This window comes from Allobosea sp. TAB14, assembly GCF_052113865.1.
GTDB classification, from domain to species: domain Bacteria; phylum Pseudomonadota; class Alphaproteobacteria; order Rhizobiales; family Beijerinckiaceae; genus Allobosea; species Allobosea spartocytisi.
Genome location: NZ_JBFRDQ010000002.1, coordinates 30,092 through 54,621, shown reverse-complemented (window position 1 = coordinate 54,621; position 24,530 = coordinate 30,092). Strand labels below are relative to the sequence as shown.

Here is a 24,530-nt window from a genome sequence, read left to right as displayed (position 1 = left end):
CTTTCTCTACGCCGCCTGCGCCAGCTCCCCGCCGCGCGTGCGATAGGACAGCGCCTCGGCGAGATGCAGCCGGCCGACCTTCGCTTCGCCGTCCAGATCGGCGAGCGTGCGCGCGACCTTCAGAACGCGGTGATAGGCACGGGCGGTGAGCCGCAGCGCCTCGGCGGCATCCCTCAGCAGGGCAAGGCCGGCATTGTCGGGACGGGCGATCTCCTCCAGCACCGGTCCCGGGCAGGCGGCATTGGTGGTGACGTGGCCAAGCCCGAGCGCCTCGAAGCGGGCGCCCTGGAGCGCCCTCGCCGCCGCGACGCGCGCCGCCACCTCGGCGGAACCCTCGCTGGCGGCCGGCAGGATGAGGTCGGCGGCAGTGACTGCCGGCACGTCGATCGCGATGTCGATCCGGTCGAGCAGCGGGCCGGAAATCCGGGCCTGGTACTGCGCCATGCAGCGCTCGTTCGGCTGGCGCCGGCAGGCATAGCCCGGCTCCGTCGCCTTGCCGCAGCGGCAGGGATTCATCGCCGCGACGAGCTGGAAKCGCGCGGGRTAGAYGGCACGRTGGTTGGCCCGCGAGATCAGCACCTCGCCGGTCTCCATCGGCTGACGCAGCGCATCGAGCACCTGCGGCTGGAACTCGGGCAATTCGTCGAGAAAAAGCACGCCATGATGGGCGAGCGAGATCTCGCCGGGCTTCGCCTGCAGGCCGCCGCCGACGAGCGCCGCCATCGAGGCCGAGTGATGCGGCGCGCGGAAAGGTCGTCGATCGGTCAAGGCACCGCCGGCGAGATGCCCGCCGACGGAGAGCACCATCGAGACCTCCAGAAGCTCGCGCGGCGTCAGCGGCGGCAGGATCGAAGGCAGGCGGCTTGCCAACATCGACTTGCCGGCGCCGGGCGGCCCGTTCATCACGAGATTATGGCCGCCGGCCGCCGCGATCTCGAGCACGCGCTTCGCGCTCTCCTGGCCCTTGATGTCGGCGAGATCGGGCAAGGCCCCACTCTGGCGCGCCACGGCCGGCTCGGGCCGCGCCATCACCTGCGTGCCCTTGAAATGATTGGCAAGCTGGATCAGCGAGCGCGGCGCCAGGATGTCGATATCGGCCGCCGCCCAGGCCGCCTCCGGGCCGGTCGAAGCCGGGCAGATCAGCCCCTGCCCGCGATCATAGGCCGCGATCGCGGCAGGCAGCACGCCGGCGACGGCCGCGATCGAGCCGTCGAGAGCGAGCTCGCCGAGCACGGTGTAGCCGGCCAGGGCATCCGGCGGGAGCGCGCCGATGGCCGCCATCACGGCGAGCGCGATCGGCAGGTCGTAATGGCTGCCCTCCTTCGGCAGATCGGCCGGCGCGAGGTTGACGGTGATGCGCTTGGCCGGCAGGGCCAGCCCCGAGGCGATGAGAGCCGCCCTGACCCGCTCGCGGCTTTCGGCGACGGCCTTGTCGGGCAGGCCGACGAGGACGAAGGCGACGCTGCCGGAGGAAACCTGTACCTGCACGTCGACGGCCCGCGCCTCGATGCCCTCGAACGCCACCGTCGCGACCCGCGTCACCATCTCAGCCCACCCCGTTCCCCAGCGAAACGCTAGCGGAGCTTCGAGCCCAGCGCAAGAACATATAGAGAACTGACGAAAAAGGGCGCCGCTGACGGCGCCCTTCCCCGGAACTCCGATCCTTTCGCCTCAGGCGTGGACGCCAAGGCCGATCTGGCAGGCCACGCCCGTTCCGCCCAGGCCGCAATAGCCGGCCGGATTCTTGGCGAGATATTGCTGGTGGTAGTCTTCGGCGAAATAGAAGGGCGGCGCCTCGCGGATCTCGGTCGTGATCGGCCCGTAGCCATTCGCCGCCAGCGCCTTCACGTATTCGTCGCGGGAGCGTTCGGCCGCCGCACGCTGCGCGTCGTCGAAGACATAGATCGCCGACCGGTACTGSGTGCCGAYRTCATTGCCCTGSCGCATGCCCTGSGTCGGGTCGTGATTCTCCCAGAAGGGCTTGAGCAGGTCCTCATAGGAGAKCGTGGCCGGATCGTAGACGACGAGCACGACCTCGGTGTGGCCGGTCATGCCGCTGCAGACCTCCTCATAGGTCGGGTTCGGGGTCTCGCCGCCGGCATAGCCGACGGCCGTCACCCAGACGCCGTCACCCATCTGCCAGAACTTCCGTTCCGCGCCCCAGAAGCAGCCGAGCCCGAACACGGCCTGGCGCAGGCCTTCCGGATAAGGGCCAGCGAGGCGATGGCCGTTGACGAAATGGGTTTCGGCGGTGGGGATCGCCGCGGCGCGCCCGGGCAGCGCTTCGGCCGCGGTCGGCAGTGAAGTCTTCTTGCGCAGGGAGAACATCGTCGGCTCCGTTCCGTTCAACTCGACGCCTTATGTAAGCATCGAAACGGCCTCTGCACAGGATGCCGCGTCGCAGCCCGTTCACCGACGCGTGACGATCCCGATCCGGGGCTCGGGAGGCCGGGCGAGCCAAAGCAGGGCAAAGCCGACCAGGAGCGCCACGAGCGCGGCCGGCGCCTGCATCATGGAGAGCAGCACCGGATCCCATAGCAAGGGATGGATGTCGCGCTCGATCATCGGGCCGAGCAGCCGATAGCGCTCGTGCAGCAGCGCCGCAAGGACATCGCCCACCGTGGTGAAGCGCAGCAGCGCATTCGCGATCGAACGCGCACCATCGATGACCAGAACGATAAAGCCCGCGGCGACGAGAAGATATCCGACAAGCCTGACCAGAAACCGCACAGCTCAGCCCTCTACGTCCACACCTTCGCCTACGACACGGGCCTGCCACCGCGCCGATCAAAGATGTGCGCGTGCCAACCGCCGAGCGCAACCCGCCCGGGACGATTTCCGCCGGATCGCGCCAAGCGCGCATCGCTTCGCGAGGCGGGCGAACTGCGGAGCCGGCGGCCTGATCGCAAGGGATTGTGAAAACCCTGCGACTCGGCCCTTGAAAGATTACGCCTCGGCGGTCATAAGCAGCCCGCCGGACAGGTGGCCGAGTGGTTGAAGGCGCACGCCTGGAAAGTGTGTATACGGGAAACCGTATCGCGGGTTCGAATCCCGCCCTGTCCGCCAGCTGGTTTCAGCTTTCCCGCATATGCGGTGTGCCACGCCCGATTCCGCGGAGCTTCCGTAGGTTAAAGGGTGGGGGCGATCCTCTCGAGAGGCTGGGCGCGCAGATATCCCGGCATCGCAGGGCCGCATTCTTGGGCTGGCCCGTGCCCACTTCGGTTCGCCGCGAGAACCGAAGTGGCGTGAAAAAAGCCTCCAGTAGCGTGCCCGATCCGCTTTCTGGGCCGTCGCGCGAGCGCCTGACGCGCTACCGGTGACGGCCCGTTGCCGACGTTTGCCAGCGAACCATCGATCTCAGGATTTCAGCCGAGGGGCGGCGCAGGCAAATCGATATTGCCTAGTTTGGAATTGGCTCGCCCCTCTCAGCGTCGGCTGGCGGCTTGCTCGGCTGCGCGCTGCCGTGGCCGGACGATCGCCCAGGAGCCGATGAGCACGATGACCTCCGAGAGCGCGCCGCCGAGCAGGGCCCAGGACGGTGAGACGGTCAGCAGCAGCACGAAGACGAGCAGCAGGCCGGCCGCGGCGGCGATGGCCGAGAGAATGGCGATGGAGCGGTAGTCCTGCGCGATCTCCAGCCAGATGCGCGGCATGACATAGAGCATCGGCAGGCTGCTCATCACCCAGGCCAGGACGGAGATTTTGAAGAAGCGCGTGCCTTCGAGGCTGTCGGGCTCGATGAAGGGCAGGGCGATCAGGACGACGATGCCGTAGAGGATGCCGAGGCAGGCGAGCGGCAGGGGCCAGCGCCGCAGCCGCTGCCCGACCTTGGCGAAATCGCGATGCGCCATGAGCTTGGAGAGCTCGGGATGCATCATGTTGGCGAAGGCGGTGGAGACGATGCGCAGCGGCACGAAATTGACCAGTGCCGCCGCGATCGGGGCATAGGCCGCAGGACCCGCCATCGCCGCGACCATCAAGGCCATGCCCTGGCCCTGGAGGTTGGTGATCGTCACGCTCAGCAACGACCATTTCAGGTCGCGCCAGAGCTTGCGGTAGCGCCGCCAGACATGCCGGCCGAAATTGATCCGCAGGGGGCGCCGGCGCGAGAGGATCAGCAGCACCGCGATGCCGAGCGCATTGGCCGCCATCATCACCGCGAAAGTGTGCTGGAGGATATGGGTGCCGTCCCATATCACCCAGGCGGTACCCGCTGCGCCGCAGAGGGTGAAGGTGAGATCGCTGAGGCTCACCAGCATCTGGCGATTGCGGGCAAACAAGACCGTGCGGACATGCGCCCGCATCGACCACAGCCCGATGAAGGCTCCGCCGAACAGCGCGCCCTCGTCCAGCCAGACACCCAGGACGCCGGTCACGACGAGGCCGAGCAGCAGCGACAGCAGCATCGCAGCCGAACCGAAGGTGACCTCATAGGCGCCGGCCGCGCCTGAGCCGCGGCTCTGGGCGATCGCGATGCTGGCAGGCAGCGCCGTGAAGGCACGGATATAGGTCAGGCCAAGACCGCCGACGACCATCACCAGGGCGAAGATGCCGTAGTCGCGGGCCGATACGGAATGCAGCAGCGCGATGTTGAGGCCGAGATGGAAGGCGCTCTGCATCGCCTCGCCGCCGACCATGACGACGAGTCGCAGCACGATATGGCGGAGGGCCTGGAGGTTCATCGCGGGCGGCTCGAGCCCTGGCGAAGCATGTCGGCGGCGACTGCTGCAATCGCCTGCGCGACGGCCTGCTCACTGAACAGGGCGTTGAAGCGTTCGCGACCGGCGCGCGCCATCGGTGCAAGCACACCGGGATTGCCTACGATCTCGGCGAGAGCCTGTGCCAGCGCGTCGGCATCGCCCGGCGGCAGGAGGCGGCCGGTGACGCCGTCGGCCACGACCTCGCGCAACCCGCCGATGGCCGAGGCGAGCGGCGGGCGGCCGAAAGCCATCGCCTCGATCGCGACGCGGCCGAGCGATTCCGGCCGGCGCGACGGCACGGTGACGATATCCGCCCAGCGATAGAGCGGGGTCGGATCGTCGAGGAAAGGCTCGACGCTGACATGGGAAGCGAGGCCGGCGCTGGTCACGGCTTCGCGCAGAGCAATTTCGAGGCCGGGATCCTCGAAGGCGCTGCCGACGATGCGGGTCTCGATGCGGTCGCGGATCTCCGGCGGCAGGGATGCCAGCGCGGCGAGCAGCACCTCCTGCCCCTTGATGCGGTTGATCCGGCCGAGCATCAGCACGCGCAAGGAGCGCTGCCCGTCATAGTCGGTCGGTGCCCAGTCGGCAGGACCGGCGACGCCGTTATAGATGACGTCGGAGGGGATACCGGGCGGAGCCTCGAAGGCCTCGCGCGTCGCACGGGAGTTGAAGATCAGGCGGGCGCGACCCCAGAGGATCAGCCGCCGCAGCAGCGTGCGGGTCGCGCCTTCCGGGATCTCGTGGATGTGCTGAAGTGCCTTGCCCGGAAAGAACCGGGCGGCCAGCACATGGTCCACGATGACCGAGGTGTTGATGTAGACGAGGTCCGAGCGCCTGAAGCGGCGGGCAGCCCGGAAGATGGCGCGGGGCAAGGCGATCGGCGCGGTCGCGACCAGCCGCGGCAGGTCCTTGCGGCGGAGCACCCAGAGCGGCTCGACGACGATCCGGCTCGCGTCGCCTTCGAGCAGCCGGCGGATCGGCCCATCGCGCGGCAGCACGACTTCGATCTCAGCCGAAGGGTAGGCCTGGCGCAGCGCCGCGACGCTTTCGGCGAAGCTGCGGTCCGAGCCGTAGAGTTCGTACCCTTGATGTATGCAGGCGATACGGAGCGTCACGATCCAATTCCGTTCGAGGCCGCGTCGGTCCGTTCTGGACAAGTTCGCAATCGGGAAAGCCCGTCCTAACCATTCCGGATGAAAGGAAGATAAATCACGGAAATTCAAGGCATAATGAAATTGCGACGCTTTGCCTGCGCCGGTGCGTGGGTCGGTTTGGACAGATTGAAAATGGACACTCCTCCCACCCTGCTGATCCTTGGAACACGCGGGATTCCGGCAGCGCATGGCGGTTTTGAGACCTTTGCGGAGAAACTTGCTCTGTTTCTCGTCGAGCGCGGCTGGCGCGTGGGCGTCTACTGCCAGGACGAGGTTCCGACCGTCACGCAACGGTTTCGCAGCGAGATGTGGCGCGGCATCGAGCTGATCCGGACGCAGGTCGCATCGGACGGACCGAAGGCGACGCTCGAATTCGACTGGCATTGCGTGCGGGATGCGGCACGACGCGACGCGGTGAGCCTGGTGCTCGGCTATAACGGGGCGGTCTTCCTGCCCTATCTCCGGCTGGCCGGGCGCAAGATCTTCACCAACATGGACGGCATCGAATGGCGCCGGCCGAAATGGTCCTTTCCGGTCCGCGCCTGGTTCTGGCTCAACGAATGGATCGCGGCCTGGTCGTCCAACCGGCTGGTGGCCGACCATCCCATCATCGCCGACCATCTGGCAACGCGGCGCCCGCGCTCGGCGACAGCCATGATCCCCTATGGCGGCGTGCCGATCCCGTCGGCACCGGTGGCTCCCCTGGCGAAGCTCGGCCTCGAAAGCGGCCGCTATCTCGTCTCGATCGCCCGGATCGAGCCGGACAACTCGATCCTGACGCTGGTCGAGGCGTTCTCGCGCAAGCCGCGCGGCATGAAGCTCGTGGTCCTCGGCACGTTCTCGGACAAGATCGCCTATCACCGCGAGGTCATGGCCGCGACCGGGCCAGAGGTGCTGACGCCCGGCGGGATCTATGATGCCAGCATCGTGCAGGCGCTGCGCTTCCACGCACGCGCCTATATGCATGGTCATACGGTCGGCGGCACCAATCCGTCGCTGGTCGAGGCGCTCTGGGCCGGCAACCCGGTCATCGCGCATGACAATCCCTATAATCGCTGGACGGCGGGCGAGGCCGGGCTCTTCTTCAAGGATGAGGCCAGCTGCTCCGAGGCGATCGGCAGGCTGATCGCCGACGACATTCTCGCCGGGCGTCTGAAGAAGGCGGCCTTGTCGCGGGCGCAGGAAAAGTTCAAGTGGCAGGCCGTGCTCGAGCATTACGAGCGCGAGGCGCTGGCCTTGACGGGTGGGGCCGCGGCACCCGAACTGGCTGCCGTCAAGCTGGCCGACAAGAGCTCCGGATGAGCTTCAGCCGCCGGGCCGTCCTGGCGGGAGGCGTCGGGGCAACTCTGCTCGGCGCGAGGCCGGCGCAGGCCGTACAGCCGCTCGTTCTTCGGCGCGGGATCAATCTGTGGCCATGGTTCTCGCTGACGCGGGAATTTCCGGCGCCGCGTACCGATTACGATTGGCCGCCCTTCCAGCTCGATCGTCCCGTTCCGACGGCGCGCGACCTCGGCCAATTGCGCCGGGCAGGCTTCGATTTCGTGCGCATCCCCGTCGATCCCGGGCCGATCCTGGCCGCTGCGCCGCGCGAGCGGGCGATCCTGCTGGATCAGGTCATGGCGGCGGTCGCATCGGCGCTCGGCCAAGGTTTCGCCGTCGTCCTCAATCTCCATGCCAATGCGGCCACGCATCACTGGACGCCGGCCCGTCTCTTCGGCAGCGAGGCCGCGCCGGGCCTCCCGGCCTATCTCGCATTGGTTGCGGAACTGGCGGGGCGGCTCGTGCGGCTGGGGCCGGACCGTGTCGCGCTCGAACCCGTCAACGAGCCGTTCCAGGCTTGCGGCGCAGCCGAATGGGATCGGCTCCAGCGGCGCATGCTCAGCGCCGCGCGAAGTGCTGCTCCCGATCTCACCCTGGTCGCGACGGGGGCTTGCGGCAGCATGATCGCCGGGCTGGAGCCGTTGAAGGCGAGCGCGCTCGCCGCCTTCGAGCCGCTGCTCTTCACCTTCCATTTCTACGAGCCTTACCTGTTCTCGCATCAGGGCGCGAAATGGATGAGCGAGCCGTTCTATCCCGCGCTCAACGCGGTGCCCTGGCCCGCGTCGCGCGGCACGCTGGAGACGACGCTTGCTGCCGTCCGCGCCCGGATGGCGGAGCTCGGCCAGCCGGCATCGGGGAGCGGCGCCGCGACCTATCGGGAGACCGAGCGGGTGCTGAAGGAGTATTTCGACGCCCGGCCGGACCGCCCCTTCATCGAGGGTTATCTGCGCCAGGTCGGGGCCTGGGCGCAGCGCGAAAGCGTCGCGCCCGGCCGCGTCCTGATGGGCGAATTCGGGGCGGTCCGGACAGGCGCGGGCATCGCCGCATCGGCCCCCGCCGACCGCGCGCGCTATGTCAGGGATGTTCGTATGAGCGCCGAAGCGCTCGGTTTTCCCTGGGCATTCTGGAACCTGTTCGACAGCCTGGGGCTGCTGGTCGACGATGTCAGCCGGCGGCTCGACCCGGCCATGATCGAGGCGCTCGGGCTGAAGATGCCAGGCTGAGCGGCGCTGCCTTGGTCTGGCGCTCCGGGCGATAGAGGCAGAGTACGACGATCGCGAACTTGGCGGGCAGGTTCGTCTTCGTCGCGATGCTCTCCGAGCCGTTCAGGAGGACGATCCAGACGAGCATCGGCAGCCAGACGCCGCCCGCCCGCCCGATCCGCGCGAGCTCGTACATGAACAGGCCGAAGGCCACGGTCACCAGCGCGGTGACGATCGCGCCCTGGTAGAGCGTCATGCGGATGAAGGGGTTCTCGATGCCCCATTCCAGGCCGTTGACGCGCCGGAGCGTGTCGACGAGGTCGTTGTCGGGACCGAAGACGAGATCGCCCAGCGAGAACATGCCGAGCAGGTCGAGCATCTCCTTGCGCGCGTTGGCGCTGCCGCCATCGGAGACGAAGCGCGTCGCGAGGTCGTCGAAGAAGCCGATGGTTGCCAATCCGCCGATCGCGACCGGCAGCAGCGCCGCCAGCAGGCAGGCGATCGCGGTGCCGACGAGCGAGACCCGCCCGCCGCGCAACGAGGCGAACAGCATGGCGACGCCGTAGCAGAGGCCGAGCGCCAGCGAGACCAGCAGCGCCGTCCGGCCACCGAAGACGACGAGGGCGGCGCTCTGCAAGGCGATCAGCGTGCCGCGCACGGCCGGCGAGAGCGGGCGGGAGCCGCTGATCAACGCCATCAGATAGCACGCGGTGATCATGGCATTGGCCAGCGGATGGCCGTGCAGCGCGGCGGAGCGCGTGTCGGTCTCGAAGGCGATACCGTCGAAGCGGTAGGGGAAGAAGCGGGTCTGGGTGACGAATTCGACGAGCGCGAGCAGGGCGTTCAGCGTCATCACGACATGCAGCAGCGTGGTCAGTGTCGCCATGGTCTCGTCATCGGCGTCGGCGAGCAGGAAGACCAGCAAGCAGGCGGCGACATAGGTGTCGACCATGCCGCCGATGCCGGCGCCGCCGCGCAGGATGGTCACGACGATCACGGCGATGGTGACGACCAGCATCAGGAGCGTCGCCGGCCGGGCGCTGGCGAGGTGGATGGCGCGGCTGACCGGATCGCCGCTGGCGATCACGCTCCAGCAGAAGAAGAGCACGACCATGTAGGTCGAGGGATGGATCTTGGTCGCGGCCGAACCGGCGAGGCCGTCGTAATTGTAGCCGACGAGCCAGAGCATGCCGCCGGAGATGCAGAACAGCACGAGCACCGTGGCGACGAGGCCGATGCGGCTGATGCCGTCGAGCCGGGCCCAGCCCGGTGCCGCCCGCAGCCCGGCGGCGCGCATGAGGAGATTTTGCTGCATTTTCTTCACGCGAACCGGTGTCCACTTCGCTTGAAAATGCTCTAGCCGCGCCCGCCGGGATCGACGAGGATCGTGGCCGTGATCGAGCGGCCCATGATGCGCGCGGCCTCCATGGCCTGGACGATGTCCTGCTGGCGCGTGCCGTAGAGGCGTGCGACCAGCACGATCTCCTCGACCATGCCGACGAGCGGAGCGATCCTGACATTGCGGCCGAGCGCGCCGCCATCCATCACGACGAGGTCGAAATGCCGGCTGGCATCGGCGAGCATCCGCGCCGCGAAGGTCCGGCCGACATGCTTCTGCGGCGGGGCCTTGCGGCGCCCGCCGGACATCATCGCGACATCCTTGCTGGCGCCAAAATGGATCGATGACTCCAGGCTGCTTTCGYCGCGCAGCAGGTCCATCAGGCCGAGGCCGGTTTCCTCTGGCTCCTTTTCCAAATCGGCATCGATCAGCAGGACGCGCTCGCCCTGCCCGAGGGCTGCTTCGGCAAGCTGGTCCGTTACACGCTCGCGATCGACAGCGTCGCTTTCGACCGAGGTCAGGAGCAGGCTGCGCGCCGCAGCGGCAGCCGCTTCCGACGTATTGAACAGTCTGAGCAGGGCAAGCCCGGCCTCGCCATCGGGCCCGGACGGCACGGGCGGCACCTTGCGCAGGCGCCAGCGCTGTTTCGCGGCGGGCTTGCCGGGGCGCAGCACGGCTATGACCGGCGCGCCCACCAGCGCCTCGGCCTGGGCGCGGGAGATGAGATGGGGCGCGGCATATTCGCGAATCAGGGCCAGGCCTGCGCCAAGTCCGAGCCCGAGCATTCCGGCTGCGGCGACGAGCGGCAGGGTCGGCGGCCAACTCGCCTGCTGTGGCGCTTGGGCGCGGCTGATGATACGGGCATTGGTGGTGTCGAGATTGGCCTGCTCGCGCGTTTCCTGCGCGCGCAGCAGGAAATTGGCATAGACGGTGCGGGCAGCCTCCAGGTCGCGCTGAAGATCGCGCAGCCGGACCGAAGCCTGGTCCGCTCCCTGTGTCTGCTGTGTCAGGGCTTCCAGCTTGCTGACGAGGAGCTTCTCGTTGCCCTGCGCGCGCTCGTAATCGGTGCGGACGGATTGTTCGACGCGGGTGATCTCGGTCGCGATCATCCGGCGGATGGTGACGAGCTGGCTCTGGGCCGCCCCGATCGAGGGGTGGCGCGGGCCAAGCTGGCTCTGCAGGTCTGCACCGCGCAGGACGAGCGCCGCCTCCTGCTCGCGCAGTTTGGCGATGACGGGTGACTGGATCGCCTCGGTCGAGTTGCCGGCGAGGCTGCCGCCACGGTGCTGCTGGGCGATCTGCTCGACCTGGGACTTGAGCGCAGCCGTCCGGGCCTGCGCCGCCGAAAGCTGATTGCTGATTTCGCCGAGCTGCTGGTCGCTGATCAACCGGCCTGAGGAGGCGACGAGATTGTTTTCCGCACGGTAGCGTTCGACGGCGTTCTCGGCCTTCTCGACGCGCTTGCGCTGTTCGGCGAGCCGGGCAGTCAGGGAGTCGGCTGCCTCGGTGGCCGCCTTGCTGCGGGCATCGGCCTGGTCGGCGAGATAGGCTTCGGCGATGGCATTGGCGAGCTTCGCGGATTTCTCCGCGTCCTTCGTCGTCACGACGACGTCGACGACGAAGACCTTGTCGGCGCGCCGCACCGAGAACTTGCGGCGCAGGTTGGCGAGCGCCCGCGCCTCCGCGGGCGTCAGGCTGCCATCGGCGTTCGGCGGGTCGGCCGCGACCCGGCCGAGCAGACGCGACAGCAGGCCCTGGCCGTTGAACTCGCTGTCGTCAACCAGATGCGCGGCGCGGATCGCGCGCATCAGCACGCTGGTGGATTGGATGACGCTGGCCTGGCTCTCGACCTGCGCCAGTCCGCCATCCGGCGAGACGGAGCTCGGATTGACGTCGTTGCTGACGACGTTGCGGTCGCGCGGGTCGATCAGGAGCTGGGCTGATGCCGTGTAGAGGGGCGAAGTCACGACGCCATAGGCCAGTGTCAGGCCTGCGAGCAGGCCGGCAATGGCCAGAATCATGAAACGGCGGTGCCAGAGGATGCGCCAGAGCTCGGAGATCTCGACAGCGCCATCCTGACGCCGGCGATAAGCCTCCCGAGGAGCCGGCTGCACCGCTTCCTCCTGCCGATGATCGGTCGCAGCCAGGCTGGCCATTCCTCTACTCTACCAACATAACAACGCCGGCACCGCGGCCTTTCCCGATCGCGATACCGCTGGGGACAATGGCATCGAGTCCTTAACAAGCCCCGCTCTACCCCCGCGCCACTGCGCCGGCAGGGCTAACGAAATCGAAATCCCGACATGGCAGGCTACCCTCCGCTCGCGGGCCACCTGGTGCACGCAGCCGCGTGGGATGGGGCATGCGACTGAGGTTGACTATCGGTGCTTCGCCGTTGCGGCGATGGCATCTCCTGCTGATCGATCGCCTGCGGAGCATTCCGGGCCTCGAGCTGTCGCTCTGCCTGCCGGAGAGCGCTCCTGTCGACGGGAGCGGGCTCGGCCCTCTGTTTCGCGTCGAGGGCCTGCTCCATGGCTTGCGCCCCGACAGCCTGTTCGCCGTGGCTGAGCCCGGCGATGCGGCAGTTCCGATCAGCCGGCAGGCCGGCCTCGCCGATCTGATTCTCGATCTCGGGGACGGGAGCGTGGCGGAAGCCGGGCGGCGCTGGACCCTGCATTTCGACGGCAAGGCGGGAGAAGATGCTCTGGTCGCCGCCCTGCTCGGCGGCGGGATTCCCCTCGTCGAGCTCAGGGAAAGCSGCGATGTCGTCGCCGCGGGCCGGCCGGGCTCCGAAAACGGTCGCATCCTCCTGGCGAAGCTGGACGATATCCTTGCCCGGATCGTGACGCTGATCGTCGCTGCCATGGCCGGCGGACGATTGCACGTTCCGGTTCTGCCTGCGAACGAGACGGGGCCTCCGACGCCGCCCGCCGCGCCGGCCGGCATCGCGAAGACGGTCGTCAAGGCCGGGATCGGGAAGGCGATCGAGCTGGTCTACCGGACCTGCTTCCACGCGCCGCATTGGCGGGTCGGCTGGCGCAAGCTCGACGGGCCCGACCTGTTCACCCTGCAGCGACATCCGGATAGCGGCTGGACCGACCTGCCGGATGACGGCACCCGCTTCTATGCCGACCCCTTTCCGATCCTGCACAAGGGCCGGGTCACGCTCTTCGTCGAGGATTTCGCCCATGCGGCCGGCAAGGGCATCATCTCGGCGGTCGCGTTCGGGCCGGACGGACCGCTGGGCCGGCCCGAACCCGTGTTCGAGCAGCCGGGCCACCTGTCCTATCCCTTCGTCTTCGCCCGCGACGACGAGGTCTGGATGATCCCGGAAAGCTGCAGCGCGGCGCGGGTCGATCTCTTCCGCGCCACGGCTTTTCCGGGTGGCTGGGTGAAGGAGGCGACCCTGATCGAGGGGGTGGTCGCGAGCGACGCCACCCTCATCGAGCAGGACGGGCGGTGGTGGCTGTTCGCGACGGTGCGCGATGGCGGCGGTTCATACTCCGACGCGCTGCATCTGTGGTCGGCGCCGGATTTCCGCGGGCCCTGGACGCCGCATCCGCGCAATCCCGTGCTGATCGACATCGCCTCGGCGCGGCCTGCGGGGCGGATGGTGCTGCGTGACGGGGAGTTGCTGCGACCGGTGCAGGATTGCCGCCAAGGTTACGGCAAAGCGCTCGGCATCGCCCGCGTGACCCAGCTCGACAACACGGGTTTCGCGCAGGAGGTCGAGACCATCCTGGAGGCGGGAGGGCCGCTCTGGCCCGGCCGGCGCCTGCACAGCCTGAACAGCGCAGGGGGATTCGAGTTTATCGATGGCTCGGCGATGGTTCGGCGGAATCCCCTGGCGCGCCGGCAGCCGCCGGGCGCGAGCGCCAGTTCCTGATAGCGTGGCCGGCGCTGTCGGCGAGCATCGCCAGCCGGCCGACCAGCGTGCGCGCGCCCGTCACCGATTCCAGCGTCGCGGATTCCGTCGCAAAGCGCCGCTTGAAATCCTCGCCGCCGCACATGAAGTCGACCATCTCCAGCCCCTGGTCGATCGACCACTGGATATAGTCCATCATCAGGACCATGCCGGGCGAGGCACGCTCGAATTCCGGGTCGTAGGTGGTGATGAAGGCCATCATCCGGCGGCGCTGGACGACATTGATCGAGACGGCGACGACCGTGCCGGCCAGTTCGAGCACGAAGACATGGAGGATGCCGAGGCGCCGCATCACGTCGACCAGCGCCGCGAGCGCAGGCGCGCCCTCGTCGAACAGGTCGGAGGCGCGGCCGTGCCGCTCCAGCCATTTGCGCTTGAGCGCGGCAACACGGGTCAGCACCGGCTCCAGCGGCTCGTCGGGGCTCATCAGGCGGAAGCGGAGTTCGCCGGCTTCCTCCATGAATTTTCGGCCGCGGCGATAGTTCTGCCGGGTCTTCTTCGACTGCGCCTCGAACCAGTCCGTGCCGCGCCGCCAGGGGCCGGCAACGCGATAGCTGATCTCGCTGCGGTGATTGGGGCGCAAGCGGCCGCTCGCGACGTCGGGCGCGATGATGCCCCGGATCGCTGCATCCGGCAGCAGGCGGTTGAGGTAGAACATGTCGAAGCCGCCGGCCGCGGCGATCTCCCACCACAGGGCGGTGATGGCATCGCGGTTCCGGTCGGGCGCGAGCAGGGCGTCGCCATAGTCGCTATGCTCCTTGGCGGCCCATTCGAGCACGGTGACGCCGCGGCGGCGGATCGTGGCCAAGGGCAGCACGGCCTCGAGCTCCGCACCGTTCCAGACCAGCCCGATCAGCAGGTCGCGATCGTCGCGCCGCGTCGCGGTGCGCCACCAGGCGTCGATCCAGGCATGGCTCTGGAACACGAGCCCGTCGGCGCGCCGCCACAGGTCGTCCCAGGCCGGCGCGAGTGCCGCGAGCCGCTCGTAGGAGGTGACGATCTCCAGTTCGCGGCCGGCCGCCGCGGCGAGCCGCTTCTGCCCGGTCACGACTGGGTTTCCTCGATCTCCTGGGCCGTCTGGCGGGCCGCGCGGGGGCGCAGGCGCAGCCTGATCTGGCGCCACATCCGCTTCAGCGGCATGAGATAGAGGCCCGAAAGCGACTGGTAGTCGCGGACATTGCGCTCCATCAGCCCGAACTTGAAGTCCTCGTCGGGCTTGGGCACGCAGAGCGTCCCGAAGAAGCGGTCCCAGAACGAGAAGAGCAGGCCGAAATTCTTGTCGTAATGACGCGGGTCGACGCTGTGGTGCAACTGGTGCCAGTGCGGGCAGAGCACGACGCTGTTGAGCGGCCCGAACGAGATCTTGAAATGCGTGTGCCTGACGAAATCCATCATCAGGATATTGCGCATCACATAGACGTTGATGCCGAAGACGGTGAGCTCGACGAGGTTGAGCGAGACCAGCGACCAGATGCCAAAGCAGATGCCGGGAATGACCCCGTCCCAGGCGCGGTTCATCAGTTCGTCCAGCGGGTGGACGCGGTCCTTGGTGATGCCGACCATGACCTCGGCGGAGTGATGGACCTTGTGCAGCTCCCACAGGATCGGGAAGCGGTGCTGCGCGACATGGTACAGGTAATAGGAGATGTCGTAGGCGAGCAGCATCGTCACGGTGAAGATCACCGTGGTGAGCGGGCCGGCCGGGCCGGGGATCAGGGGCGGATCGATGTGGAAGAGCATCGCCAGCACCCGGTTGGTCGCATAGCCGACCGCGACGACGAAGGTGATCCCCGCCGGCAGCATCAGGAAGGGCATGATCGCCTTGCGGGTGACCCAGAACAGCAGGTCCGCCTTCGCCGAAGGATGCATGATGATCTCGTGCGGGAACACGAAATCGAAGAACTCGCGGAAGCTGCGCTCCTTCGTCGTCCTGAGATAGGCGACCAGCGCGCTGACGAGCGCCGTCAGCAGGAGCATTCCGGTCGCGATCAGGCTCGTCGCCGAGATCTTGTCGAGGATCTTGCCGACGAAATCGGTCATTTGCGCAAACATCGGCATCTCAATCATCGATGCGGGGCCACATCTTTGGCACGCAGGTGATTAAGGCTTCGGCCGATGCGATGAAAGACCGTTGCTCAGGGTTAAGCCATTTCTGGTTAAGCCCGGGCGACCGCACTCGCAGAATGTCGAGCATCCATCCCGGCCTATATCGTGTCCTGCTAGACGAAGCTCCCAGCTCCGAGGAGTATCGAAACCCCCACAGCGAATTTGAGAACGACTCTCCTACTATGCCCAGGCCGTCGCTACATATCGAAAGCGCCCACCCAGCGCGGCCGATTATGCTGCCGGCCGCGTGATTTCGGACGCACTCGACGGGGTGATCCACAATGCGGCGCGACGGGGTAACATCGAGGACCTCGCGATGCAGAGTGAACTTGTTCGGCTGGTGAGCCTATATCTTGGGGATGATCGCCGCACCTAGGACGACCGCTTAGAGTGTCATTTCGCCCTCAGCTGAAACCGACTCCTTCCCGGCGAAAGACCAGATCTGGCCAACCTTGGTGAGCCACTTTGACCGGGTACGCATCCGTCCCTGCTGCTCTCAGCTTGTCGGTGGCCAAGCCTCGCTGCGGTCTCGGCGATCGGCGCCGCTTTCGGCGCGCGCCGACTGCGGAGGCTGCCGAGCTTTCTGGAAGCTGACATGCGGAGCGGCTGTGCCGCCGCATCGATTTCCGATCGGGCAGCGGATCACCGGCTCAGGCCACGGGGTCAATCCGGCTACGACATGAGGCTATGAAGGCGAGGCTCCCGGCTGAGGTTGTCGACGCCAAAGGGATCCGGATCGTGGCGTCCTGGTCCTTGAGCCGATTTCTCGCGCCTTCTCCAGATTTTCATTGCAGGCTTCGAGACAGGAGGACCAGCGGCGCCGGTCTTTGAGCTCTTGTAAAATGTTACAAAATGTTTAGGCTTGCCTTTCACCGCGCCACGCCTTCGAGGCGAAGAAGCGCGGAGTTCCAGGGAGATTCAAGAAGCCGCCGCTTGGCGGCTGAACCCCATCTCCTCGACTGTTCATGTGAGCTCTGCTCGCTGTTATCGCGCCCCGCCGTGCGTCCATCATCGCCGGTTGCGCGTGCTTTGGCGGCGGCGATCCTCACGGCGATCAAAACTAGCCCGGGCAACGGGACAATCGGAGGAAGCCATGACGACACTGACCCGCCGCGCCGTTCTGGCAGCCGCCGGCGCCACCGCGGCGCTCGGCGCCACCCGCGCCTTCGGCCAGGGCAAGACCACGATCACCTTCGCCGCCGCGACCTTCGCCGAGGCCGGCCGCGGCGACAAGCTCAAGGCCTGGATCGACAAGTTCAACGCCTCGCAGGACAAGGTCGAGGTCCAGCCTGTCGCAATCCCGTTCTCGCAGCTCGCCAACACCGTCTTCACCCAGATGGGCGGCGGTGGCGGCCCGGACCTCGTGCGCTTCGACCAGACCGACTTCTTCGCGGCGCTGCCGGCCAAGCGCATCCTGCCGATCGACGACCTCGTCGATGCCGGCAAGTACACCTTCCAGGCCCCGGACAAGTTCCTCAATGTCGAGGGCAAGCGCTACGGCGTCGTCTTCGAGCTCGCCAATTATCAGCTGATCTACAACCCGGCGCTGCTGCAGGGCGGCGAGCCGCCGAAGACCTTCCCGGAATTCCTCGCCGCGGCGAAGGCCGCCACCGGCAAAGGCAATTTCGGCTACGCCTTCCGCGCGACGATGCCGGAACGCTCCGGCTTCTGGCAGGACATGACGAACTATGTCTACGGCTTCGGCGGCAACTGGGCCGACGGCAAGCAGCTCACCTTGAACAGCCCGAAGGTGGTCGAGGCGATCACCGCCTACAAGCAGGTCTATGATGCCGGCGTGATCCCGAAGGGCGCGGATGCTGCGACCTATCGGCGGATGTTCTGGGAAGGCAAGATCGCCATGAACATCGACAATGGCGGTGTCGCCGGCATCTTCGCCGCGCAGAACCCCAATCTCGGCTTCAAGGCGGCGCCCTCCCCCTTCCCGAACCGACAGCAGGGCCTGATCCTGACCTCGCTCTCGGTCAACGCCAACACCAAGAACAAGGAAGCCTGCGGCGTCTTCATCAACTGGATGCTGCAGCCGGCCGCGCAAAGCGAGCTGCAAGGCATCCTCGGCGCCGCCAGCGTCGCCACCCCGGTCGAGCGGCCGAAGGCCGATCTGGAACGCACGCCCTGGCTCGGCGTCTACGACGCGCAGACTCCCTATGCCCTGCCGCAGCTCGTGCTCGGCTTCGAAACCAAGACGCTGGAGATCCAGCAGATCGTCGTCGAGCAGGTGCTGAAGATCCTCGTCGGCAATGCCGACGTGCAGAAGACCATGGACGAGGTGCAGTCCCTGGCGCTGAAGCGCATCGAGCGGCAGTAAGAGCATGAGCACCGCCAGCCCGGCGACGGCAGCGGCCGGCCGCCCTCCGCAGAGCGGTGGGCGCGACCGGGAGAGCCGCTGGACGCCCTATCTCTTCATCGCGCCCGTCGCGCTCTATCTGGCGGTGTTCCAGGGCTACCCGCTGGTCAGCGAGTTCGTGCTGAGCTTTCAGCAGAGCTCGCTGCTGGCGCCGCAGGACGCCCGTTTCGTGGGCCTGCGCAACTACCACGACCTGGCGACCTCGAGCGATTTCGCCTCCGTGCTCTGGACCACGCTGATCTATACGATCGCCTGCGTGGTCTTCGCGATCTCGCTCGGGCTCGGCGCCGCGCTRCTGCTCGACCGGCCGTTCCGCGGCCGCGGTCTGGCGCGGGCGCTCGTCACGGTGCCGTGGGCGGCCCCGCCAGTGGCGGTCGCGACCATCTTCGCCTGGATGCTGAATGCCCAGTACGGCATCTTCAACCACGTGCTGAAGCTGATGGATCTCGAGGTCGGCTATGAGAGCTGGCTCGACAATCCGAAGCTCGCGCTGCCGGCGGTCCTGTTCACCACGGTCTGGCAGATCTTCCCCTTCTCCTCCGTTGTGCTGCTCGCCGCACTGCAGGGCGTGTCGGAGGAAGTCCGCGAGGCCGCCCAGATGGACGGCGCCGATCGCTTCAGCATCTTCAAGGTCGCGGTCTGGCCGACCATCCAGCCGACGGTGGCGCTGCTCGCGCTGTTCGTCACGATCTGGTCGCTGCGCCGCTTCGACCTGATCTGGGTGATGACGCAGGGCGGGCCGATCGGCGCGACCAAGACGCTGGTCATCGAGCTCTACACGCGTGGCTTCGTCGCCCGCGAGCTCGGCGAAGCGGCCGCCGTCGGCATGATCGGGCTCAGCATCGCCCTCGTCGTGACCTTCGTCTACTTCTGGTACACGCAGCGCACCGAGCGCGCGCAGGGGCGCCGCTGATGAAGACCCCTGCCTCCCACGCGCTGCGCATGGCGCTGATCATGGTGCTGCTCAGCGCGGCGCTGTTTCCGATCTACTGGATGGTCGTCACCTCGCTGACCTCCTCGGCGAACCTGTTCGCCGACCGGCCGCAGATGCTTCCCGACCCGGCGCAGGCCTTCAACTATGCCGAGACCTTCGCCAAGACCGGCGTGCTGCTCTGGCTGAGGAACAGCGCGATCGTGGCCGTCGGCACCATGGTGCTGTCGATCCTGCTCGCCATCCTGCCGGCCTATGCGCTCTCGCGCTTCCGCTTCCATGGCAAGGGCGTGCTCGGCTTCGTGCTGTTCGCGACACAAATGCTGCCGGAGGCGATGCTGGTGGTGCCGCTCTATGCGATCTTCGCCAAGCTGCTACTGCTCGACACGCTGGGCGGCCTCATCCTGGCGAACGCCGCCTTCACGGTTCCCGTCATCACCTGGATCCTGAAGGGCGCCATCGACGGCGTGCCGCTGGAGATCGAGGAGGCGGCCCGCATCGACGGCTGCTCGCGGCTCGACATCGTTCTCGGCATCGTGCTGCCGGTGGTGGCACCGACGCTCGCCGCCGCCTCGGTGATCGCCTTCTTCCATGGCTGGAACGAATACGTCTTCGCCCAGACGCTGATCCTCAGCCAGGAGCTGCGCACCGCCTCCGTCGGCCTCGCCAGCTTCGTTGGCGAACTCTCGACCCCGATCCACACCGTCATGGCGATCGGCGTGATGTACACGCTGCCCGCCGTCGCCTTCTACCTGATGGTCCAGCGCTATGTCGTGGCCGGCATGACCGCCGGCAGCGTCAAGGGCTGACAAAGCACCGGGCTCAGAAAGAACACGAATGGCCTCGATCACGCTCAATCACGTCGCCAAGCATTTCGGCAACAAGGTCGCGATCGCCGATGTCGACCTGAAGGTCGAGGACGGCGAATTCCTCGTTCTGCTCGGACCCTCGGGCTGCGGCAAGTCCACGCTTTTGCGCATGCTGGCAGGGCTCGAGACGGTGACGTCGGGCGAGATCCATCTCGGCGGAAGGCGCGTCGACCGGCTGCCGCCGAGCGCGCGCGACATGGCTTTCGTCTTTCAGTCCTATGCGCTCTATCCGCATATGACGGTGCGCCGGAACATCGCCTTCCCGCTGATCATGCGGCAGTTCAAATGGTGGTTCCACATCCCCTTTCTCGGAGGGCTCGCCAAGCGGAAGATCGAGCGCTCTCCCGCCGTGCGCGATCTCGTCGAGAAGACGGCGAAGACGTTATCGCTCACCGAGATGCTCGACCGCTATCCGCGTACATTGTCGGGCGGTCAGCGCCAGCGCGTCGCGCTGGGGCGGGCGATGGTGCGTCAGCCGGAAGTCTTCCTGATGGACGAGCCGCTCTCCAATCTCGACGCCAAGCTGCGCTCGGCGATGCGGGCGGAGATCACACGGCTGCACCAGCGCGTCGGAGGTACCTTCGTTTACGTCACGCACGACCAGGTCGAGGCGATGACCATGGGCACGCGCATCGCCCTGATGCGCGACGGGGTGATCCAGCAATTCGGCACGCCGCGCGAGATCTATACCTCGCCGGCCAACACCTATGTCGCGCGTTTCATCGGCACGCCGCCGATGAACCTGATCGAAGGCCGCATCGACAACGGGGCGATCTGCATCGGCAAGGCGCGCCTGCCGCTTCCCCCAGCCTTGGCCGATGTCGCGGGTGACAACGTCCTTCTCGGCATCCGGCCGAACGCGCTGACCCTATCGGATGCTTCGGCCAGCGGCGGCGGCCTTGCCGGTACCGTCAGTCTCGTCGAGCACGTCGGAGCCGAGTCCGTGGTCGCCGTAAAGCTGTCGGACGGCGCCACGGCGCATGACGAGGAGGGAGCCGTGCCCGGAGAGATCATGGCGACGGTTCAGGGATACAGCGACCTTCAGCCCGGAGCAGCCGTATCTATCGGGCTCGACCTGTCGGAGGTCGTCTTGTTCTCGCGCTCGACCGGTCAGCGCATCTAGGCAAGAGCGAAGCTCAGGCCTCGCTGGCCGCCAGATGAGGCCGGCAAACGGACAGAACCGTTTCTCTTAGCCAGCCATGGGCGGGATCCGCATGAAAGCGCGGATGCCACATCTGGGAGATCGTGATCGCGCTTGTCTGCACGGGCAGGTCGAATTCATGGAGCAGGCTCTTGTCGGCTCCCGCGCGAACGAATGATCTGCTCACCAGCCCGACAAGATCCGAAGTCGCGGCGATCGCCATCGTCGCCGGAAAGTCGGGCACGACAACGACGACGCGCCGCTGCAAGCCCAGCGCTTCCAGAGCGGCGTCGACCGGACCATGCGTTCGGCCGCGGCGAGAGGTGACGACATRACCAAACGCAGCGTAACGCGCGGCGGTGACCTCGCCTTGTGCCAATGGATGTCCTTTCCGGACGATTCCGACAAAGCGGTCCCGGAACAAGGTCTGGACCTTGATCTCCGGCGCGCTATCGCCAAGCACGCCGATCTCGAGGTCGACGATCCCCTCGCGCAGGAAGCGCACATTCTTGTCCGGCTTGGGCGCGAAGCGGAGTGTCACGCCCGGCGCCGCTTCGGTGACCGCCGCGACGATCGGGGCTGCGAAGGTCGCGACGAAACCTTCATTGGCGCGGAGGGTGAAAACGCGCTCGAGACCGGCGATATCCAAGGCGCGATCGGCCGGCCGCAGGACGGCCTTCACCTCGTCGGTCAGCGACCTGACGCGTGCGCCGAGCGCCAGGGCATGCGGCGTCGGCACCAGCCTCCGGCCTGCCCGAACGAGCAAAGGGTCGCCCGTTACGGTGCGAAGACGCAGCAGGGTCCGGCTCATGGCGGAGTCGCTCAAGCCGAGAACCCTGGCTGCGCCCGCGACGCTTCCCTCGGCGAGAAGCACGTCCAGGGCAGCGAGCAGATTGAAGTCTGGATGGGACATTCACGCAAACCCCGGCGAAGCGATCCGCCCCCGAACTGAGACATGGCGTCTGATGCAGGGATAAATTGCATTCCCTGCGTGTTCCGCCATGCCTGGCCATCTGTATCCTGTCCTCGATCGACCGAGAACAGGAAACATGATGACCCATTCAGCCCCAGCGGCCCGGAGTTTCGATGGCGCGACGGCCGGGGACGCAGGATTGCCGGCGCCCCGCCGCTCCTATGCGACATTGGCCATCATGGCGGCGATGGTGCTTGTCGTCCTCGACGGCGCCATCGCCAATATCGCGCTGCCGACGATCGCGTCCTCGTTCCAGGTCTCGCCTGCCGCATCGGTCTGGGTCGTCAGCAGCTACCAGATGGCCCTGGTGATGGCCCTGCTGCCTTGCGCCGCGCTGGGAGAAAGCTGGGGTCTCCGCCGAACCTTCACGGCCGGGGTCTTCATCTTCACCGGGGCTTCGCTGCTCTGCGCACTGTCGCCCTCGCTGCCGTGGCTGATCGCGGCCCGCTTCATCCAGGGGCTCGGCGGCGCGGCCGTGATGGCGCTGGGGATCGCGCTGATGCGCTTCACCTATCCCCACCGCCTGGTCGGCGCGGTGATCGGCTGGAATGCGACGGTGATCGCGCTGTCGGCGGCGGCGGGGCCGACGGTCGGCTCTACCATCCTCGTCATATCCAGCTGGCAATGGCTGTTTGCCATCAACCTGCCGATCGGCGCGATCGTGCTCCTCGCCGCGCTGGCGCTGCCGCAGCCTGCGGGCTCGGGCCGAACGCTCGACATGGCGAGCGTGGCACTCAACGCGACGGCTTTCGCGTCCCTTGTTCTCGGCGTTGACCGGATCACGAGCGAGCCCGGGCTGGCCGCTGCGCTGCTCGTGACATCGGTCGCGAGTTTCGCGGCTCTCGTGAGGCGCGAGATGCCGCGCCCTGCGCCGCTCATCCCGCTCGATCTCCTGGCGAACCGCCCCTTCCGCATTTCGGTGATTGCGTCCGTGTGCTGCTTCGCCGGTCAGATGGCGAGCTATATCGCGCTGCCCTTCTACTTCCAGCACAGCCTCGATCTGGATGCCTTCACCACCGGGCTCTACATGACGCCCTGGCCTCTCGTCGTGGCCATTGCCGGCCCTCTCTCCGGACGCATGTCCGATCGGCTCTCCACCGGCCTGCTCTGCGCGGCCGGCGGCGGTTTCCTTGCCCTTGGGCTTGCGCTCGTCGCTCTCTGGCCGATCCAGAAGGATCCCTGGCCGCTGGTGCCGTTCCTGATGCTGGGCGGCTTCGGCTTCGGCATCTTTCAAACGCCGAACAACCGCAACATGCTGCTCTCGGCGCCGCGCGAGCGCAGCGGCTCGGCCGGGGGCATGCAAGCCACGGCCCGCCTTCTCGGGCAGACGCTGGGTTCGGTGATCATGGCGATGCTGTTCACGCTCACCTCATCGGCGGCCGCGCCCCGGATCGGCCTTGCCGTGAGCGCCGTTCTGGCCCTGGTCGCAGGATTGGTCAGCACGATGCGGATCGAGCGCGACACGGCGGAGATCCGGGCCTCCTGAGCCGATCCCGAAGGACGGCCTCTCCACCGTCGGTCCGGTACCAGGCCCGGAAAACGCCTGCGTGATGGAGATGGAAGCTTCCGGCCGGCGCGTTCGTTTTTCTGAGCGAAGCGGCAAGGCCGGGCGCGCGTCCCGTCACCAAGAGAGCTCGACGCCTCCGAGGATGCGCCGGGCGGCCGTCCGAAGGGCGCGCAGATCGGCATAACCGACCGCGCGGGCGATCTGGTGCGGGGGGCAACCATCCGTCGCCAGCGCGAGCGCCCTGACGACGCGCAGCCGCGCCCGCCAGTCACCGAAGCTCATGCCGGTCTCGGCGCGGAAACCGCGGGTCAGCGTGCGCCGGCTCGCCCCGGCTCGCTCCGCCCAGGCGTCGATGTCCAGGGCCGAAGCGGGGTCCTTCAGCAGCGCCTCGCAGACGCGCCGCAAACGCGGATCGCGCGGCAGGGGTAAGGTCAGCGGCGTTTCCGGCGCCCGCCCGATCTCGTCGAGGATCAGGGCGGCGAGATGCCCGCCGCGCCCGCCTTCGTCGTAAAGCATCGGCTCGGCCGCCAGCGCGACCAGCGCCGAAGCCAGCAGCGGCGTCACCTCCAGCACGCGGCAGCCCTTCGGAAGGATTCCGACCGCCTCGGGGGTGACATAGGCCGAGCACATCGACACCCGGCCATGCATCCTGACATCGTGGAAAAGCCCGGGCGGGATCCAGAGCGCATGCTGCGGCGGCAGGATCCAGGTGCCGTCCTCCGCCGTCACCAGCGTCAGGCCGGAGGTCGCGTAAAGCAATTGCGCGCGCGGATGGCTGTGCCACCCCGTGGCCGCGCCCGCGGCGTAGGATTTCGGCAGGACCGCGACCGCGCGCGGAACGGTCTGATAGGCAGCGCTGTCGCCGTGCATCGCGATTCCATTTGGCCCGATTGCCCCGTAAACGACCCGACAGGACACATCGGGTCAAGTTACAAAATCCCTCCCCAAAGCCGGACGCGACCAGGTTGAACAACCGGGCCGGCGTGTCCGTCACT

The 24,530-nt window shown here is 67.3% G+C and carries 20 protein-coding genes and 1 tRNA gene; 10 read left to right on the top strand and 11 right to left on the bottom strand.

Translation table 11 applies throughout. From position 1 onward, the window contains the following. Nucleotides 1-6 precede the first annotated feature (6 nt). The 3 genes from AB4Y99_RS00700 to AB4Y99_RS00690 form a co-directional block, all read right to left on the bottom strand. The gene (locus AB4Y99_RS00700; RefSeq protein ID WP_441522022.1) at nt 7-1,545 is read right to left on the bottom strand and encodes a YifB family Mg chelatase-like AAA ATPase; all 1,539 of its coding nucleotides are present in this window, start codon (nt 1,543-1,545) and stop codon (nt 7-9) included. Nucleotides 1,546-1,671: 126 nt separating this feature from the next. After that, nucleotides 1,672-2,328, bottom strand: a complete 657-nt coding sequence (gene msrA, locus AB4Y99_RS00695) for a peptide-methionine (S)-S-oxide reductase MsrA (protein ID WP_441522021.1) — start codon at nt 2,326-2,328, stop codon at nt 1,672-1,674. Between the two features lie 81 nt (nt 2,329-2,409). Further along, a complete protein-coding gene (locus tag AB4Y99_RS00690; RefSeq protein ID WP_441522020.1) occupies nt 2,410-2,565 on the bottom strand; it encodes a hypothetical protein in 156 nt (51 codons plus the stop codon). On the opposite strand from AB4Y99_RS00690, the gene AB4Y99_RS00685 reads away from it, so the two are divergent. Then, nucleotides 2,545-2,919: a hypothetical protein gene (locus AB4Y99_RS00685; protein ID WP_441522019.1), complete on the top strand. Its 375-nt coding sequence runs from the start codon at nt 2,545-2,547 to the stop codon at nt 2,917-2,919. The genes AB4Y99_RS00690 and AB4Y99_RS00685 overlap by 21 nt on opposite strands. A 57-nt stretch (nt 2,920-2,976) precedes the next feature. Further along, nucleotides 2,977-3,066, top strand: a tRNA-Ser gene (locus AB4Y99_RS00680). Nucleotides 3,067-3,425: 359 nt separating this feature from the next. On the opposite strand, the gene AB4Y99_RS00675 is transcribed toward AB4Y99_RS00680, so the two are convergent. Both AB4Y99_RS00675 and AB4Y99_RS00670 read right to left on the bottom strand, forming a co-directional pair. Next, complete coding sequence (locus tag AB4Y99_RS00675; protein WP_441522018.1) at nt 3,426-4,682, bottom strand: hypothetical protein; 1,257 nt, start codon at nt 4,680-4,682, stop codon at nt 3,426-3,428. Further along, on the bottom strand, nt 4,679-5,818 hold the full coding sequence (locus AB4Y99_RS00670) for a glycosyltransferase family 4 protein (protein WP_441522017.1): 1,140 nt from the start codon (nt 5,816-5,818) through the stop codon (nt 4,679-4,681). Before AB4Y99_RS00670 ends, AB4Y99_RS00675 begins: the two co-directional genes overlap by 4 nt. 171 nt (nt 5,819-5,989) lie before the next feature. On the opposite strand from AB4Y99_RS00670, the gene AB4Y99_RS00665 reads away from it, so the two are divergent. After that, nucleotides 5,990-7,159: a DUF1972 domain-containing protein gene (locus AB4Y99_RS00665; RefSeq protein WP_133566002.1), complete on the top strand. Its 1,170-nt coding sequence runs from the start codon at nt 5,990-5,992 to the stop codon at nt 7,157-7,159. Further along, nucleotides 7,156-8,400 (top strand): glycoside hydrolase family 5 protein, encoded by a 1,245-nt coding sequence (locus AB4Y99_RS00660; RefSeq protein WP_441522016.1) that lies wholly within the window; start codon nt 7,156-7,158, stop codon nt 8,398-8,400. The genes AB4Y99_RS00665 and AB4Y99_RS00660 overlap by 4 nt, the downstream gene beginning before the upstream one ends. On the opposite strand, the gene AB4Y99_RS00655 is transcribed toward AB4Y99_RS00660, so the two are convergent. Continuing rightward, on the bottom strand, nt 8,342-9,694 hold the full coding sequence (locus tag AB4Y99_RS00655) for a VpsF family polysaccharide biosynthesis protein (protein ID WP_441522015.1): 1,353 nt from the start codon (nt 9,692-9,694) through the stop codon (nt 8,342-8,344). The genes AB4Y99_RS00660 and AB4Y99_RS00655 overlap by 59 nt on opposite strands. A gap of 41 nt (nt 9,695-9,735) precedes the next feature. Next, on the bottom strand, nt 9,736-11,874 hold the full coding sequence (locus tag AB4Y99_RS00650; protein WP_441522014.1) for a GumC family protein: 2,139 nt from the start codon (nt 11,872-11,874) through the stop codon (nt 9,736-9,738). A gap of 206 nt (nt 11,875-12,080) precedes the next feature. Here AB4Y99_RS00650 and AB4Y99_RS00645 point away from each other — a divergent pair, with 206 nt between their 5' ends. Continuing rightward, nucleotides 12,081-13,604 carry a glucosamine inositolphosphorylceramide transferase family protein gene (locus tag AB4Y99_RS00645; protein ID WP_441522013.1) on the top strand — a complete coding sequence of 508 codons (1,524 nt, stop codon included), beginning with the start codon at nt 12,081-12,083 and terminating at the stop codon, nt 13,602-13,604. Here the strand turns inward: AB4Y99_RS00645 and AB4Y99_RS00640 are convergent. Beyond that, nucleotides 13,528-14,691, bottom strand: a complete 1,164-nt coding sequence (locus tag AB4Y99_RS00640; protein WP_441522012.1) for a GNAT family N-acetyltransferase — start codon at nt 14,689-14,691, stop codon at nt 13,528-13,530. The genes AB4Y99_RS00645 and AB4Y99_RS00640 overlap by 77 nt on opposite strands. After that, nucleotides 14,688-15,683, bottom strand: a complete 996-nt coding sequence (locus tag AB4Y99_RS00635; protein WP_441522011.1) for a sterol desaturase family protein — start codon at nt 15,681-15,683, stop codon at nt 14,688-14,690. The genes AB4Y99_RS00640 and AB4Y99_RS00635 overlap by 4 nt, the downstream gene beginning before the upstream one ends. Before the next feature lie 1,159 nt (nt 15,684-16,842). On the opposite strand from AB4Y99_RS00635, the gene AB4Y99_RS00630 reads away from it, so the two are divergent. The 4 genes from AB4Y99_RS00630 to AB4Y99_RS00615 are packed head-to-tail and all read left to right on the top strand — an operon-like array spanning nt 16,843 to nt 21,037. Beyond that, nucleotides 16,843-18,075 (top strand): extracellular solute-binding protein, encoded by a 1,233-nt coding sequence (locus tag AB4Y99_RS00630; protein WP_441522010.1) that lies wholly within the window; start codon nt 16,843-16,845, stop codon nt 18,073-18,075. A 4-nt stretch (nt 18,076-18,079) separates the two neighbouring features. Then, nucleotides 18,080-19,027, top strand: coding sequence for a carbohydrate ABC transporter permease (locus AB4Y99_RS00625; RefSeq protein ID WP_112763805.1), 948 nt, complete (start codon nt 18,080-18,082; stop codon nt 19,025-19,027). After that, on the top strand, nt 19,027-19,854 hold the full coding sequence (locus AB4Y99_RS00620) for a carbohydrate ABC transporter permease (protein WP_038366856.1): 828 nt from the start codon (nt 19,027-19,029) through the stop codon (nt 19,852-19,854). The genes AB4Y99_RS00625 and AB4Y99_RS00620 overlap by 1 nt, the downstream gene beginning before the upstream one ends. 28 nt (nt 19,855-19,882) lie before the next feature. After that, nucleotides 19,883-21,037, top strand: coding sequence for an ABC transporter ATP-binding protein (locus tag AB4Y99_RS00615; protein ID WP_441522009.1), 1,155 nt, complete (start codon nt 19,883-19,885; stop codon nt 21,035-21,037). A gap of 13 nt (nt 21,038-21,050) precedes the next feature. On the opposite strand, the gene AB4Y99_RS00610 is transcribed toward AB4Y99_RS00615, so the two are convergent. Next, entirely contained in the window at nt 21,051-21,968 is a 918-nt protein-coding gene (locus tag AB4Y99_RS00610) for a LysR family transcriptional regulator (protein ID WP_441522008.1), read from the bottom strand. A gap of 139 nt (nt 21,969-22,107) precedes the next feature. On the opposite strand from AB4Y99_RS00610, the gene AB4Y99_RS00605 reads away from it, so the two are divergent. Continuing rightward, the gene (locus AB4Y99_RS00605; protein ID WP_441522007.1) at nt 22,108-23,514 is read left to right on the top strand and encodes an MFS transporter; all 1,407 of its coding nucleotides are present in this window, start codon (nt 22,108-22,110) and stop codon (nt 23,512-23,514) included. A 135-nt stretch (nt 23,515-23,649) separates the two neighbouring features. On the opposite strand, the gene AB4Y99_RS00600 is transcribed toward AB4Y99_RS00605, so the two are convergent. Further along, nucleotides 23,650-24,405: an AraC family transcriptional regulator gene (locus AB4Y99_RS00600; protein WP_133565991.1), complete on the bottom strand. Its 756-nt coding sequence runs from the start codon at nt 24,403-24,405 to the stop codon at nt 23,650-23,652. Nucleotides 24,406-24,530: the final 125 nt, after the last annotated feature.

What these genes read in the sequence shown, in the direction of transcription:
- AB4Y99_RS00685 (WP_441522019.1), top strand. Translation starts at nt 2,545, where the DNA reads ATGGATGTCGCGCTCGATCATCGGGCCGAGCAGCCGATAGCGCTCGTG.
- AB4Y99_RS00690 (WP_441522020.1), bottom strand. Translation starts at nt 2,565, where the DNA reads ATGATCGAGCGCGACATCCATCCCTTGCTATGGGATCCGGTGCTGCTC.
- AB4Y99_RS00675 (WP_441522018.1), bottom strand. Translation starts at nt 4,682, where the DNA reads ATGAACCTCCAGGCCCTCCGCCATATCGTGCTGCGACTCGTCGTCATG.
- AB4Y99_RS00665 (WP_133566002.1), top strand. Translation starts at nt 5,990, where the DNA reads ATGGACACTCCTCCCACCCTGCTGATCCTTGGAACACGCGGGATTCCG.
- AB4Y99_RS00660 (WP_441522016.1), top strand. Translation starts at nt 7,156, where the DNA reads ATGAGCTTCAGCCGCCGGGCCGTCCTGGCGGGAGGCGTCGGGGCAACT.
- AB4Y99_RS00655 (WP_441522015.1), bottom strand. Translation starts at nt 9,694, where the DNA reads ATGCAGCAAAATCTCCTCATGCGCGCCGCCGGGCTGCGGGCGGCACCG.
- AB4Y99_RS00635 (WP_441522011.1), bottom strand. Translation starts at nt 15,683, where the DNA reads ATGACCGATTTCGTCGGCAAGATCCTCGACAAGATCTCGGCGACGAGC.
- AB4Y99_RS00630 (WP_441522010.1), top strand. Translation starts at nt 16,843, where the DNA reads ATGACGACACTGACCCGCCGCGCCGTTCTGGCAGCCGCCGGCGCCACC.
- AB4Y99_RS00620 (WP_038366856.1), top strand. Translation starts at nt 19,027, where the DNA reads ATGAAGACCCCTGCCTCCCACGCGCTGCGCATGGCGCTGATCATGGTG.
- AB4Y99_RS00615 (WP_441522009.1), top strand. Translation starts at nt 19,883, where the DNA reads ATGGCCTCGATCACGCTCAATCACGTCGCCAAGCATTTCGGCAACAAG.
- AB4Y99_RS00605 (WP_441522007.1), top strand. Translation starts at nt 22,108, where the DNA reads ATGACCCATTCAGCCCCAGCGGCCCGGAGTTTCGATGGCGCGACGGCC.
- AB4Y99_RS00600 (WP_133565991.1), bottom strand. Translation starts at nt 24,405, where the DNA reads ATGCACGGCGACAGCGCTGCCTATCAGACCGTTCCGCGCGCGGTCGCG.